This is a genomic window from Yoonia sp. BS5-3 (genome assembly GCF_038069655.2).
GTDB lineage: Bacteria > Pseudomonadota > Alphaproteobacteria > Rhodobacterales > Rhodobacteraceae > Yoonia > Yoonia phaeophyticola.
Window position 1 is genome coordinate 1836646 of record NZ_CP150951.2, and the last position, 13176, is coordinate 1849821.

The 13176-nt window shown below is 55.7% G+C and carries 12 protein-coding genes and 1 pseudogene; 4 read left to right on the top strand and 9 right to left on the bottom strand.

Features of this window, described 5'->3' with window-relative positions; all coding sequences use genetic code 11:
* Positions 1 to 281: 281 nt before the first annotated feature.
* Entirely contained in the window at positions 282 to 1217 is a 936-nt protein-coding gene (locus AABB29_RS09230; protein ID WP_341367198.1) for a type IV pili methyl-accepting chemotaxis transducer N-terminal domain-containing protein, read from the top strand.
* Positions 1218 to 1257: 40 nt separating this feature from the next.
* Here the strand turns inward: AABB29_RS09230 and AABB29_RS09235 are convergent, their stop codons facing one another.
* From AABB29_RS09235 to AABB29_RS09245, 3 genes are read right to left on the bottom strand one after another with little or no spacing between them, the layout of a single operon-like run.
* Positions 1258 to 2040 (bottom strand): YkgJ family cysteine cluster protein, encoded by a 783-nt coding sequence (locus tag AABB29_RS09235; RefSeq protein ID WP_341367197.1) that lies wholly within the window; start codon positions 2038 to 2040, stop codon positions 1258 to 1260.
* Positions 2041 to 2079: 39 nt separating this feature from the next.
* The gene (locus AABB29_RS09240; protein ID WP_341367196.1) at positions 2080 to 2973 is read right to left on the bottom strand and encodes a DMT family transporter; all 894 of its coding nucleotides are present in this window, start codon (positions 2971 to 2973) and stop codon (positions 2080 to 2082) included.
* Positions 2974 to 2982: 9 nt separating this feature from the next.
* On the bottom strand, positions 2983 to 3414 hold the full coding sequence (locus AABB29_RS09245; RefSeq protein ID WP_341367195.1) for a DUF1489 domain-containing protein: 432 nt from the start codon (positions 3412 to 3414) through the stop codon (positions 2983 to 2985).
* A gap of 172 nt (positions 3415 to 3586) precedes the next feature.
* Between AABB29_RS09245 and AABB29_RS09250 the strand changes: the two genes are divergently transcribed.
* The 3 genes from AABB29_RS09250 (at position 3587) to AABB29_RS09260 (ending at position 8129) form a co-directional block, all read left to right on the top strand.
* Complete coding sequence (locus tag AABB29_RS09250) at positions 3587 to 6103, top strand: adenosylcobalamin-dependent ribonucleoside-diphosphate reductase (protein ID WP_341367194.1); 2517 nt, start codon at positions 3587 to 3589, stop codon at positions 6101 to 6103.
* A gap of 410 nt (positions 6104 to 6513) precedes the next feature.
* Positions 6514 to 6699 carry a hypothetical protein gene (locus tag AABB29_RS09255; protein ID WP_341367193.1) on the top strand — a complete coding sequence of 62 codons (186 nt, stop codon included), beginning with the start codon at positions 6514 to 6516 and terminating at the stop codon, positions 6697 to 6699.
* Between the two features lie 78 nt (positions 6700 to 6777).
* Positions 6778 to 8129, top strand: a protein-coding gene (locus tag AABB29_RS09260) for an IS3 family transposase (RefSeq protein ID WP_341365916.1) whose coding sequence is annotated in 2 segments (ribosomal slippage) — positions 6778 to 7114 and positions 7114 to 8129 — 1353 coding nt in all. Because the reading frame shifts where the segments join, the coding sequence is not laid out codon by codon here.
* 555 nt (positions 8130 to 8684) lie between these two features.
* On the opposite strand, the pseudogene AABB29_RS09265 reads toward AABB29_RS09260, so the two are convergent.
* The 6 genes and pseudogenes from AABB29_RS09265 to AABB29_RS09290 all read right to left on the bottom strand — a co-directional run.
* Positions 8685 to 8870 (bottom strand): annotated as a pseudogene (locus AABB29_RS09265) (DDE-type integrase/transposase/recombinase); the annotation flags it as partial.
* Positions 8871 to 8946: 76 nt separating this feature from the next.
* On the bottom strand, positions 8947 to 10167 hold the full coding sequence (locus tag AABB29_RS09270; protein WP_341367192.1) for an amidohydrolase: 1221 nt from the start codon (positions 10165 to 10167) through the stop codon (positions 8947 to 8949).
* Positions 10137 to 10928, bottom strand: a complete 792-nt coding sequence (locus AABB29_RS09275) for an arginine deiminase-related protein (RefSeq protein ID WP_341367191.1) — start codon at positions 10926 to 10928, stop codon at positions 10137 to 10139. The genes AABB29_RS09270 and AABB29_RS09275 overlap by 31 nt, the downstream gene beginning before the upstream one ends.
* Before the next feature lie 14 nt (positions 10929 to 10942).
* Positions 10943 to 11635, bottom strand: coding sequence for an ABC transporter permease subunit (locus tag AABB29_RS09280; RefSeq protein WP_341367190.1), 693 nt, complete (start codon positions 11633 to 11635; stop codon positions 10943 to 10945).
* Positions 11635 to 12348 (bottom strand): ABC transporter permease subunit, encoded by a 714-nt coding sequence (locus tag AABB29_RS09285; RefSeq protein ID WP_341367189.1) that lies wholly within the window; start codon positions 12346 to 12348, stop codon positions 11635 to 11637. The genes AABB29_RS09280 and AABB29_RS09285 overlap by 1 nt, the downstream gene beginning before the upstream one ends.
* A gap of 40 nt (positions 12349 to 12388) precedes the next feature.
* The gene (locus tag AABB29_RS09290) at positions 12389 to 13159 is read right to left on the bottom strand and encodes a transporter substrate-binding domain-containing protein (RefSeq protein WP_341367188.1); all 771 of its coding nucleotides are present in this window, start codon (positions 13157 to 13159) and stop codon (positions 12389 to 12391) included.
* Positions 13160 to 13176 lie beyond the last annotated feature (17 nt).

Here is a 13176-nt window from a genome sequence, read left to right on the forward strand (position 1 = left end):
TGATTAAGAAGTAGTCAGTTTACGAAACGTCATGCTTGTTGTTCTCCTTTGAGGTGAGTAAGACGGAGTAAAAGTTACCCAAGGCCACCGCTCCATCGCCACCCCTTTCGAAATTTTTCGAAGGGGTGGCTGAGTTTGGAGCGTTGCGTACCCTATGTGCGTAAAGAACGGGCTTTGTTTTGAACGGCCTTGCGTTTATAATAAACATTCCAGCATCTTAACTGTTCGTTGGTTGTCGTTACTTGCCGGAACTTGTCGCAACAACCTAAACGGACAATCAGATGAAACTGACCCAAATTCTTGCAATTAGTATCTGTTTTTTCGCACAAACAAAACAACTTACGGCTGAAGATTGGATCCACGATAAGCCGCTGGATCCGGATGATCAGTTGGTCGATTTTGTTCCAGATACCGGTGCTGCAGACCGGATAAATGCGGCGGACCGCTTGCGGACTTTGTCGCAGGAAATCTCTGCAGAGACGTGTTTTCTACATAATGCGGTTCTGCCCGACCATAACCGGGCGGCCCTAGGGCAGAGCATTGCGGAGTTTGGTGATATCCTTGACGCTTTGCTGCATGGTGATGCCGCGCGGCATATTATTGGTGCTGAACAAAACCCCAAGACAATTCTTGAGATCGAGGCGATCAAGGCAGAATGGTCCCCCCTATATGCGGCCGCTGAGCAGGTTTTGGCAGACCCCACGAATGCTGCCGCTGTACATCAGATATATGGTCAGTCAGAACATCTGCTTGCAACTACGTCACATCTTTTGGGTGAACTTGAGGCGGAATATTCGCATCCGACTGAGGTCTTGATGTCTGATGTTTTGCTGATCGAGTTTGCCGGAAGACAGGCGATGCTGACCCAGAAAATCGCCTATGACACCTGTCTGGTCTGGTCTGGCTTTGGTGGGCAGGAGCAAATCGATGAACTGCAGAAAATCTGTGATGACTTCGATGAGATCGCACGCGCATTGCATGATGGTATGCCAGCGGTAGGGATTGTGCCTGCGCCGACCGAGGCTATTCGCACCGCCCTGGAGGAGGTCATCGTGGACTGGGACATCGTACGCGCCCAGATCGGGAAAGTTACGCAGGATGGCGGGATTGATGACGAGACGATTAGTTGGATCGATGAGGTTATGACCCAGAAGATGCATCGCATGGAAGCGATTATCACGCTGTATGTCGAATATTCACGCCGCGCATTGATCTAGCATTTTTTTCGGGGGTGGCTGCGATCCGTCGCTGCCACCCTTATCCCCCTGCCGCATGGCTTCCGTCTTTGCAGGCTATTTCCAATGCGCTGGGCTTTTGCCGTGTGTTGGTCAATGCATCCAGCCCGTCAATCGCCCCGGAGGTGACTGCCGCCATGCTGTAGGTGTGCACCTGGCTGATCCCTTTTAGCGCTTGCCGGCAGAGGGCGTGGATTGCCAGATAATCCAGATGACTGCCAAGTAACCCCGCCCCTTGTTCGGTGCCGCCTGCCGCATTGGCCTCGCAGGCGGCTGCATCCAGGGAAAGGAAAGACCGGCAGATCATCGGGCGTGCCTCATAGGCCCGGCATCCGCGGGTTTCCGGGTCAAGTGCGGCGCAGGCCTCTGGATGCCATTCCCGCCCGTCTGGATCCCCTTTGAAGGGGATTAGGGCTGTGTGCAATTGCGTGGCTTCAAATTCAGTGATGACCCCGCCTTCGCCGCCCGAAAGGATACAGCAGAAGGCGCACCCTTGTTTGCACGCGGCCTTGCGCACGGCATCGGGCGGGGTTTTCAGCATTTCGTCGCGTACCGCATGTCCAAGCCGCCAAGCGGCTTGCCCGCTGGCTATTTCGCGTACCACATCCTGGATTGGCATACCGTAATTTTGGGCCGATTGCAGATAAGCTTGCAGTATCCGTTTGGCCCGGGTCTGCGCCCCATCGGGGATCGACTTTACCCGCGCCTTTGCCACCCGATCAGCCAAGTCACCGATTGTCAGCGGCGCGGACTTGCCCTGTTTCTTGGCCAGCCGCCGGGCAGCGCGTGAGGAGGTCGGTTTCATGCAGCGTCCTTGTCGTTCGTCATGACTATAGGTGCCAGATCACGGCCGTCCAGCGTTTGGCACCGCCCTTACAGGCCAGAGTTCCAGCAAGCCAGCGCCAATGACCAAACCCCCGCCGAGCATTTCCAGCGGCGACAGATATTCGCCGGCCAGAAGCGCAGCCGAGCCTGCCCCCACGATCACCTCGGACATGAGCAAAATTCCGATCCGTGCCGGGTCGAGCCGCAAGGTTGCCCACATCAATGCGATCATGGCCGCCGCCCACCAAAGCCCGCCAGTGCCTATCACGATGACCAGGCTGGTCCAGATATGTGTGACCTGCGGTGCGGGACCCAGCCACAGCGCAAGGACGCATGCCGCACTACACGCCCCTGTCGCAAAGATTAGGGCCGCTACCGCAGGCGCCATGTTCGACTTTACGCGTATTCCTGTCGAGGCCAGCGACCACAAGATGCCCGATAGCAGCCCCATCCACTCGCCCAGATTGCGCGGGATGGGCCAGGTTCCGTCGGCGCTGAGCATGATCGCCAGCCCAGTCAGGCCAACAATGATCGCCCAAATTCTGAGCGCGGGCGTGGGCCAGCCGAAAATGTAGCGCCCGATGATGGTGCTCCAGACCGGGGTGAGAAAGAACAGCAGTACGGTGATCGTGACTTGTCCGTAAAGGAACGCAACCGAATAGAGCGTGAAAGCCACCCCGCCCAGTGCGGTTGCCGCGATCCCGAGCGCCGGGCAGGCGTTGATCCTATGCAACTGTCTTGCTGCAAAGGGGAATATCAGAAGGCAGGCGGCCATCGTAATCGCAAAGGTTCCCCAAGCCCCGCCAAGCCCTGCCTGCCCCAGGGCGCGGACAGGTATCCAGTAAAAGCCCCATAACATCCCGCTGCCGATGGCCAATATGCTTGCGATAAGCGTGACGCGTGCCGGTGTCATCGCGCGGCGCTATCGCACGCCAATCGCTGCGAGCGCTTTGGACATTTCAGGGGGCAGGGCTTCTTCCTCTTGCCGCCCATCAGGCAGATCGCCCGGTGCGTCGCTGACGGGCAGATAGCGCCAGCCTTGAAAGGCCCTTTTGGGTGTCGCTTCGACCCGGATCAGCCCGGGTTTACAAACAATGGCGCAGCGCCGGATTTCGTCGGCGCCAATATATTCATCCAGTCGCAGGATGGGCTGTCGACACAGGATTACCCCTTTGATCACCCAGTAAATTGATCCTCCATTAAGGATTTCATCCCCGCGTTTCGGCCACATCCGTGTAATATGGCGTGGCAAGCCATCTTCGGTCTGCGCGCGTTTGCTGGATTGCCACGCATCTAGCCCGGCAACATCTTCGGTTCCGACCGATAGCTTTACAAGATGTACGCAGCTTGCCAATTGAGGGCCCTAGATGTAGTATATAAATCGTCATTACCCGGCCCCAACCGATTCTGGAACCCGTGCCGGTAAACTAGTGCTTTTCGCTGTGCTTTCAATTGACCTGTGACCTTCTGCGACCTATCGTCAGCACCCTGCTGCCGCCATCAGAATCAATCCCGAGGATCCGCCAATGACCGCCTTCGCCGCCCCAATTGCTGAACAGATTTGGGATATGAAATATAGGTTCAAAGCGGCGGATGGCACGCCTGTTGATGAAACGGTTCAGGACACCTGGCGCCGGATCGCCAAAGCCCTGGCCGCCGTCGAAAAAGACCCCGGCGCTTGGGAAGACAAATTCTATAATGCCTTGGCGGACTTCAAATACCTACCTGCAGGGCGCATCACTGCTGGGGCAGGTACGGCACGGTCCGTGACCCTATTCAACTGTTTTGTCATGGGTACGGTCCCGGACGACATGGGCGGCATTTTTGATATGCTCAAAGAGGCCGCCCTGACCATGCAGCAGGGTGGCGGGATCGGTTATGATTTTTCAACCATCCGCCCCAAAGGCGCTGCTGTGCAGGGTGTTGCCGCCGATGCCTCTGGCCCCCTGTCTTTCATGGATGTCTGGGACGCGATGTGCCGCACGATCATGTCTGCCGGATCGCGCCGGGGGGCAATGATGGCGACAATGCGCTGTGATCACCCGGATGTTGAGGATTTTATCACAGCCAAATCCGATCCCGCCCGGCTGCGGATGTTCAATATGTCTGTACTGATCACCGATCCGTTCATGGAGGCCGTGAAGGCGGACGCCCCATGGGACTTGGTATTCGACGGCGAGGTTTATCGCACCGTGCAGGCCCGCGATTTGTGGGATGCGATCATGCAGTCCACTTATGAATACGCCGAGCCTGGGGTGATCTTTATCGACCGCATCAACCAGATGAACAATCTGAATTATTGCGAGACGATTGCTGCCACGAACCCCTGCGGCGAGCAGCCCTTGCCCCCTTATGGTGCCTGCCTTTTGGGCTCGATCAATCTGGCCCGTTTGGTGACCGACCCGTTTGTGGATGCGGCGGCCCTTGATGAGGACGCGTTGACCGATCTGGTCGCCACGGCGGTCCGCATGATGGACAACGTGGTCGACGCCTCGCGCTTTCCGCTTGAGGCGCAGGCCGCTGAAGCACAAGCAAAACGTCGCATCGGTTTGGGAGTCACTGGTCTGGCTGATGCTTTGCTGATGCTGGGGCTGCGCTATGGCTCGGATGAGGCGGCGCGTCAAACCGAGCGCTGGACGCACGCGATCGCCCGCGCCGCATATCTGGCGTCGTCCCATTTGGCGACCGAAAAGGGGGCCTTCCCTTTGTTCGACGCGGATGCCTTTTTGACCAGTGGTGCAATGCAAGACATGGATGATGACGTCAGGGATGCAATCCGTCAAAATGGCATACGAAATGCGCTTTTGACGTCGATTGCCCCGACAGGCACGATCAGTCTTTATGCGGGCAATGTGTCCTCTGGGATCGAGCCGGTCTTTGCCTATGCCTATACCCGCAAGGTCTTGCAGAAAGACGGGTCGCGCACCGAAGAAGAGGTTGTCGACTATGCTGTCCAGATGTGGCGTGATCTGAAAGGGGATGCGCCCTTGCCTGACTATTTTGTCAACGCACAAACGCTGGCACCCCTGGATCATGTCCGCATGCAGGCCGCAGCGCAAAAGTGGATCGACAGTTCGATTTCCAAAACGATCAATTGCCCGGAAGATATCAGCTTTGCCGAATTCAAAGAGGTCTATATGGCCGCTTGGGATCAAGGCTGTAAGGGCTGCACGACTTACCGGCCCAATGATGTGACGGGGTCGGTGCTGTCGGTGTCTGAGGAGCCGAGCCCGAAAACATTTGGGGAGCGCTTAATTACTGCACGCAAGAGGTCTGGTAAGACCCAAAGTGAAGTTGCGATAGATGTGGGTATTTCTCAGGCCCACGTTTCCCGGCTTGAGGGCAGTAAAAAGGCAGACGCCGATCTGGTCGATAAGCTTGCAAAATCAACAAACGTTTCGGGTTCATGGTTGTTGTTTGGTGAGCAAGATATGCCCGGCGCAGCTGAAATAGCTTCAAAGTCGCAAGGAAGTGCACCGTCTGAGGTCGTCGTTGATGCAAATGCTGGTGACGTAATTTACATGTCCGAACCCCTGGATCGCCCACAAGAACTGGATGGCGCGACCTACAAACTCAAATGGCCGGACAGCGAGCATGCGATCTATATTACGGTTAACGACTTGGTCGTCGCCGACCATCGCCGCCCGTTTGAGGTATTCATCAACTCCAAGAATATGGAGCATTTCGCCTGGACTGTTGCGCTGACCCGGATGATCTCGGCCGTATTCCGGCGCGGAGGCGATGTGTCCTTTGTGGTGGAAGAGCTGAAGGCCGTCTTCGACCCGCGGGGCGGCGCCTGGATGCAGGGCAAATACGTGCCTTCCATTCTGGCGGCGATCGGCGGGGTTATTGAGAAACACATGATCGCCACAGGGTTTCTTGCTGGGGAAGGGATGGGCCTTAAGGCGGACCCGCAGGCGGATGTGGTGGCGATCAATAGCGGCCCGCGCGGGAAAGCCTGTTCGTCATGCGGGTCGTATGAATTGCGCATGGTAGAGGGGTGCATGACCTGCGGTTCCTGCGGCTATTCGAAGTGTAGCTAACCGGGCATAACCGTTTTGTGGATGCTCCCAAAAGTTTTGCCATTTTTGCACTAGGGATTGCCATATAGGACCCAAAGATTTGCCATTGGCTAATTTTCGGGACCTTTGTTGAGCTAACATGCAGTTTTCTGCCAAGAAGTGCGGAAAGCTGACTTTCGCTATCTCAAAACAATCCCGTCGCGGAACCCGGTCACACGCAAAGCAGCGGCGGTTGTGTTGCCAGAGGAGCTAGATCGGTTTCTCGCGGAGTACATTCCCGCCAAATCCTTGGCCGCGGCTCTTAGGACGAAAACGAAATCAGCCATCGCACGCATGAAGCGGCGTGGTATTGAACCAATGGAAATGACACATTTCTGCGTTGGCACAATCTACGAGCGCAAACTGGTTGCAACCGAACTGGGCATCGAGCTTTGAAACTACTGATACTCTCTGACCTCCACGATGATTTCTGGGCCGAGGCCAATCGCAATCCATTCGAAGGTCTGCAGGATCTGATGGGCGAGCTAGATCACCTCGTGATCGCGGGGGATCTGAGCAACAAGCCAAAGGTCCGATGGAAGTTCGCATTTGAAAGACTGTCCCGGTTGCATGTCTGACGTCAGCGCCTATGGGACAGTTTAGGCCGATTTGATAAGGGAGGGTTTCTGGCACATCGTAACCACCAAGGAGTGGAGATGAGACAGAAACCCGGAACACGTAAGAGCCACGGTGATAAGGTCGTCAAAGACATCCGCCGTGCGACGCGCAAACAGTATTCCGCCGAAGAGAAGATTAGGATCGTGCTGGACGGCCTTAAGGGTGAGGACAGCATTGCCGAGCTTTGCCGTCGAGAGGGCATTGCTCAGAGCCTGTATTATAGCTGGTCCAAAGAGTTCCTTGAAGCGGGCAAGAAGCGTCTGGCTGGCGACACGGCCCGTGCAGCGACGTCGACCGAAGTCAAAGACCTTCGTCGGGAATCCCGTGATTTGAAAGAGGTCGTCGCTGAACAAGCCCTGGAGCTACGGCTGCTCAAAAAAAGCATGCTCGGGGATGGGGAGGACGACGAATGAGGTACCCCGCATCTGAGAAACTGGAGATCATTCGCCTGGTCGAAGGCTCGCATCTCCCGATCAAGCGAACCCTGGACAAGCTGGGGATTCCCAGGACCACCTTCTACCGCTGGTACGACCGGTATATGTCAGGTGGCCCCGAGGCGCTTGACGATCGTAGTCCGATACCGTCACGGGTCTGGAACCGCATTCCCGAGCCCATTCGAGAGAAGATCAGGGACCTGGCTTTGCAGGAAAGCGACCTGTCTCCGCGCGAGTTGGCCGTTCAGTTTACTGATACAGAAAAGTATTTTGTGTCAGAGGCTTCCGTATATCGCATCCTCAAGTCTTATGATCTGATCACCAGCCCGGCCTATGTGGTTCTGTCAGCCGCCGACGAGTTCAAAGAAAAGACAACGCGTCCCAACGAGCTATGGCAAACCGACTTCACATATCTGAAGGTCATCGGATGGGGCTGGTTCTATCTCAGCACTATCCTCGATGATTACAGCCGCTACATCATCGCCTGGAAGCTCTGCACAACGATGAAGGCCGAAGATGTGACCGATACGCTCGACCTCGCGCTGCAGGCTTCGGGCTGCGATCAGGCGACGGTGCTGCACAAGCCGCGCCTGCTCAGTGACAACGGGTCGAGCTACATCTCGGGCGAACTGGCTGATTGGCTGGAAGATCAGAAGATGGATCATGTTCGAGGTGCGCCATATCACCCGCAAACCCAGGGCAAGATCGAAAGGTGGCATCAAACGCTAAAGAACCGCATTCTGCTTGAAAACTACTACCTGCCCGGTGATCTCAGACAACAGATCGATGCCTTTGTCGATCACTACAACCACCGGCGTTATCACGAAGGCCTGCAGAACCTCACGCCTGCCGATGTCTACTTCGGGCGCGGGGAGACTATTTTGAAACAACGAGAAAGGATCAAGCGAAAGACCATCGAAACGCGACGCTTGCTTCACCGCAAATCCGCCGCATAATCACGACAGCCAGATGCGCCAGACCCTCTCTTAGGTTAGGCAGCCATCTGTCCCAAAATCCCTGACGACGGACACAGGCGACCAAAACGGCGATGCGTTGGACAGGTGTAAGCGAACGGACTGCGAGGAACTGGATTTCTGGCACTCATGCGCCGGCAGGAGAACATCTGGTCGAGTTGATGAGGAACTCTAATACTGTGTTCTTAGCGGTGCTCTCTCTCGCAGGACGCGGCGAGGCGCATGTGTTTGCCAACCTGGATGTGGTTAGAACGGAACTCGAAACCAGGCTGAAGGCAATTGGTACTCTTCAAGAGCAGGGACACCCGGTCAGAACAAGGAATTGACCAAAATTTCGGATTTTACCCTTGAATGGCAGTTTTATGGGGTCATGAATGGCAAAACCACATACAATGCCAAAATCCGGGTTGAATGAATTCAAAGGCTTATAAAAGTGAAATGGCAATACTATGGGGCAATCTACACCGTTTTTGTGGACGTACCCAAAATTTTGCCATTTTGACCCCAGGGATTGCCATTTTGATCTCATAGTTTTGCCATTGAGGTGTCCTGCAACCATTCTGCCAGATCCCTTGAGACATAACTGGATCCGTTGTCGCTGAGCAGACGTGGCTTGTGAACGACATGAACTTGATCGCAGCCGGATGCCTGCAACGCCAAGTCTAGCGTGTCAGTCACATCTTCAGCACGCATGGTCGTGCAGAGCTTCCAGGAGACGATGTAGCTGGCTGTGCAGCGAAAGCTCACTTTGTCCGCGTCTTGCTTGTTCGTGGACGACGCAGCACAAGGCGGCTAGACTTCATGTTCCGCTATTGTTCTTCACGACGCCCAAATATGCACGTTCGGTCCAGTTGGGCCGACTTCGCGCTTCGACCAACCTCGCGAAGAATGACGCGCCAATCGCGGCGATACTGTCATCAAAATCGAATGTTGCGCTATGCAGGCTTGGGCCGGGTCCCTGGCCGATGAACAGGAAACACCCTGGGCAGGTTTCCAACATGTAGGAAAAGTCCTCGGCGACATTATGTGGGGCGGAATCCGCATCCACGTCAGCCAAAGTCGCGGCGACTTTGGCTGCAAATGTTGTTTGCGCCATATGGTTCACGAGCGGCGGGTAGTACTTCGCATATTGGAAACGACAGGGCATGTCAGTGGTTTCGGCGAGTTGTGATAGGCGCGCTTCGGCCTCTACACGGAAGGCGGCGCTTTGTGTGCGCACAGATCCGGTGAGCATCGCACTGTCTGGAACAACATTCGTGGCCTCACCTGCCTGAGCCACCGTGCACGCAACCACGCCTGGGCCGTGTTTCGTGGATAGCTCGCTTTCAATCTTGGAAACACCTTTGATCAGTGGGGCCAGCTGCGTGATCGGATTGCGGCACAGATCCGGGTAGCCCACATGCCCCCCTTGTCCTTGCACGTCAAAACGAAAGTCATCAACTGACGCCAAAAACGGGCCTGATCTTGTGTGAAATGATCCCAGCGCTTTGCCGGGTAACGTGTGCAGGGCGTAGACTTCGGAAATTGCAAAGCGGTCAAAGACACCAGCCTCGACCATAATCCTACCGCCACCGCTGAGTTCTTCGCCAGGCTGAAAGATAAGCGCGACGCGACCGCGAAAATTGCGATGCGCTGCCAGATATCGCGCGGCGCCCAGCAACATTGTGGTATGTCCGTCATGACCGCATGCATGCATGACACCGGGTCTTTTAGATATCCATGCCGCACTAGTCTCTTCATGGATTGGGAGAGCGTCCATGTCGGCCCGCAGCCCAATCGTGGGTCCATCGCCTTGGCCATCAATCAGCGCGATGACACCGGTTTCGGCAAGGCCGCGATGGATCATGGTGATGCCAAATTCCTTGAGGCGAGCCACAACAAAATCGGCCGTTGCATGGCATGCTAGATCAAGCTCGGGATGTGCGTGCAAGTGCTGACGCCAAGAGGTCAGGTCGCCTGCATAGTCCGCGATCTGGGGGATGATCCCTGTCACGACGGGCTGAACCGAAGCGACAGGCACGACATTCCGCCGTCCAACTTGGCCGCTTCGCTGTTCCCAATTTCACGTATCTCATAACCTGCAGCAAGCAATTGATCGCGGGTGCGCGGGAAACCGGCGGGCATGATGACCAGATTGTTAAAGCGGATGGAATTGGCGCATGCTTCTTCCCCATCAGCAGTATGAATGACGTTGTACCCTTTAAAGCAGCCAGAGCGATCTAGCCGTTTGGTTGCAAGGATCGTTTCGCCGTCCAGAAGCGAGCAATCCGTCTTGAAGTGCAGAACGTCCGGCGGCGTATCGACCACCCGCACTGCATACCTCCACCGGTCCACAAGGCGGATGAATTCGTCCACGCCTGCCTTGTCGGTGCGGGCAGACAGCCCAATCAGGATCTCGCGTTCGGTTGTCAGAATATCGCCACCCTCGATGAATCCTGGCCCCTCAATACACACAACTTCACTATAAAGCGTTTCTAAATGCGGGGCCATTTCCCGAGCCTCGCCAAGCCGCGTTGGCGCGCCCGGACGCATTATGACAGCGCCTTCTTGGAGGCAAAGTGCTGCATCTTCGACAAAGACGGAGTCGGGGAATTCTTCCATCGCGTCCAACACGGTGACCTCTGCGCCGGTGCTGCGCAGAGCCGCGACATAATCTGCGTGATGCTGTTCAAACCTCGCCAAATCCGGCGCGCCCACGTTAACAGCACGCAACCCATCAACGCTGCTGCGTGATGGTTTGCGGCTAATGGCATGGGAGAACGTAAAGCTTTTGTCAGACATGGTATTACTCTGAATTAGGTGTTGGGGATCTTGCGGCGGTTTTCCAAAAAGCGGAAGAGCACCACAAGACAAAGGGTCAAAAAGACGTAGATGGCGGCGACAAACAGCAGGGGTTCATAAACGCGGTAGGTTTCCTGTCGGACAATCGACCCGACGCCGTAGACTTCGAAGACAGTAATCGTCGCGGCAAGTGGTGTCGCCTTGAGCGTCAGGATAAACTCACCTGCGAGCGTTGGAAAGACGTTTTGCAAGGCGCGTGGCAGCCAGACCCGGCGCAAGACCTGAAGAGGTGACATACCAATGGCGCGCGCTGCTTCCAGTTCGCCTTTGGGCACGCCTTTGAATGCACCGCGCATGATTTCACCTTCGTAGCCCGCAACACTAAGCGTGAAGGCAAACACAGCATAGGGAAATGCATCGCGCAGAAACGACCAGATCATTGTTTCGCGAATGCCGGGTATCGAGGGGAACAACGAACCCAGCCCATAGTACACCAGCCAAAGCTGGATCAGCAGCGGCGTACCACGAATGACAGTGCAGAACGCCCGGGCAGCCCAAGCTAACGGCCAAGGTCCGGTCACTTGCACCAACCCGATTGGCACCGCCAACATCATGCCAAAAAAGATCGACAGCCCCAGCAATTGCAGCGTGAGCCATATCCCTTCAGCAAAGCGAGGCGCGTATTCCGGTAGCCAGTCCCAGACCATCAGTGCACCTTCGCCTCTCCGCGCCGCAACCGCCGCTCGAGCAGGCTAAACAACAGGGTCGAGACAAGCGTCAGGGCCAGATAAAGCGCCCCTGCGGCCAGGTAAAACGTCAGATATTCCTTCGTCGCCCCGGCGGCCTGCCGCGTTTCAAGCGCGAGTTCACTAAAGCCAACCACCGCAAGCAGCGCTGTGTCTTTCGTCGTGATCAGCCAGAGGTTTGCCAACCCCGGCAACGCAAACGGCAACATCAAAGGAATGATAATACGGCGGTGCATCAAGATTGGCGACATGCCGATGGATTGGGCTGCCTCAATCTGTTGGCGCGGAACAGCGTTCAGGGCACCGCGAAAAACTTCTGTTGAATAGGCTCCCTGCACAAACCCAATCACGTAGATGCCTGCCCAAAGACCGCTGATTTCCACCCTCTCAAAACCAAGAGATGTGAGCACCGCGTTCAACAAATCCGTCCCTGCGTAGTAAAGCAGCAGGATCAGCACCAATTCAGGGACCGCGCGGATTAGGGTTGTGTAGAACTCCAATGACCAGCGCAGCACCGGGCCGCCATAGATTTTCCCCAAGGCCCCGAAGAACCCGATGCACAGGCCCAAAGCATAAGCCCCAAGCGCGATCTGAATGGTTGATACCAGTCCGCGCAGCAACGCCCCGCCCCATCCGGGTGGCTGTAGGGCCAAAAGATCAAATACAGAGTTCATGAAAAATTTGGGTGCCGGAAAAAGCCGACACCCTTTTGGCTTATTCGCCGCCGTAGATGTTGAAGTCGAAGTACTTATCAGAAATTTCCTGATAGGTCCCATCGGCGCGGATCTGGGCGATTGCTGCGTTCAAACGCTCGGCCAATTCCGTGTCACCTTTACGAATACCGCCACCGACGCCGGGGCCAAAAATCGTCTCATCGATCAGCTCGCCTTTGATTTCATAACCAGCACCTTGTTCACTGGCAAGGAACCCGGACAACGCAAGGCTATCGGCCACAACCGCATCGACACGACCAGAAAACAAGTCTTGGTTGTGTTCATCGAAGGTCGAATAGGTTTTCACCTCAGCAGTATCAGAGAAGTATGCATCGACATAGTTGGCGTGTGTCGTTGCCACCTGGACGCCTACGATTTTACCGGCAAGGCTGGCCGGATCACCGGAAATGTCAGAGTCCTTTGGCCCGACAATCACGGCAGGTGTACTATAGTAGCGATCCGTGAAGTCGATGGTTTGCATCCGCTCTTCGGTAATCGACATCGAGGCCATGATGACATCGAACCGTTCGGACAAGAGGGCTGGAATGATGCCATCCCAAGCGACAGGTACGATTTCGCACTCTTCTTCCATGGCGGCGCAGACCGCGCCAATAATTTCAATTTCCCAGCCGGTATATGCGCCATCGGCCCCTTTTTCAGAGAATGGCGGATAAGGCTCGGCTGCGATGCCGACTTTTACGTCTGCCAAGCCCATGCTTGCCGTAAGTGCGACAACAGCGGTAAGTGCTGTTGTTTTGATCATGTTCTTCATTGTTATCTCCCAGTTGA

Coding starts and splice junctions, on each gene's coding strand:
- AABB29_RS09230 (WP_341367198.1), top strand. CDS start 282: ATGAAACTGACCCAAATTCTTGCAATTAGTATCTGTTTTTTCGCACAA.
- AABB29_RS09235 (WP_341367197.1), bottom strand. CDS start 2,040: ATGAAACCGACCTCCTCACGCGCTGCCCGGCGGCTGGCCAAGAAACAG.
- AABB29_RS09240 (WP_341367196.1), bottom strand. CDS start 2,973: ATGACACCGGCACGCGTCACGCTTATCGCAAGCATATTGGCCATCGGC.
- AABB29_RS09250 (WP_341367194.1), top strand. CDS start 3,587: ATGACCGCCTTCGCCGCCCCAATTGCTGAACAGATTTGGGATATGAAA.
- AABB29_RS09275 (WP_341367191.1), bottom strand. CDS start 10,928: ATGTCTGACAAAAGCTTTACGTTCTCCCATGCCATTAGCCGCAAACCA.
- AABB29_RS09280 (WP_341367190.1), bottom strand. CDS start 11,635: ATGGTCTGGGACTGGCTACCGGAATACGCGCCTCGCTTTGCTGAAGGG.
- AABB29_RS09285 (WP_341367189.1), bottom strand. CDS start 12,348: ATGAACTCTGTATTTGATCTTTTGGCCCTACAGCCACCCGGATGGGGC.
- AABB29_RS09290 (WP_341367188.1), bottom strand. CDS start 13,159: ATGAAGAACATGATCAAAACAACAGCACTTACCGCTGTTGTCGCACTT.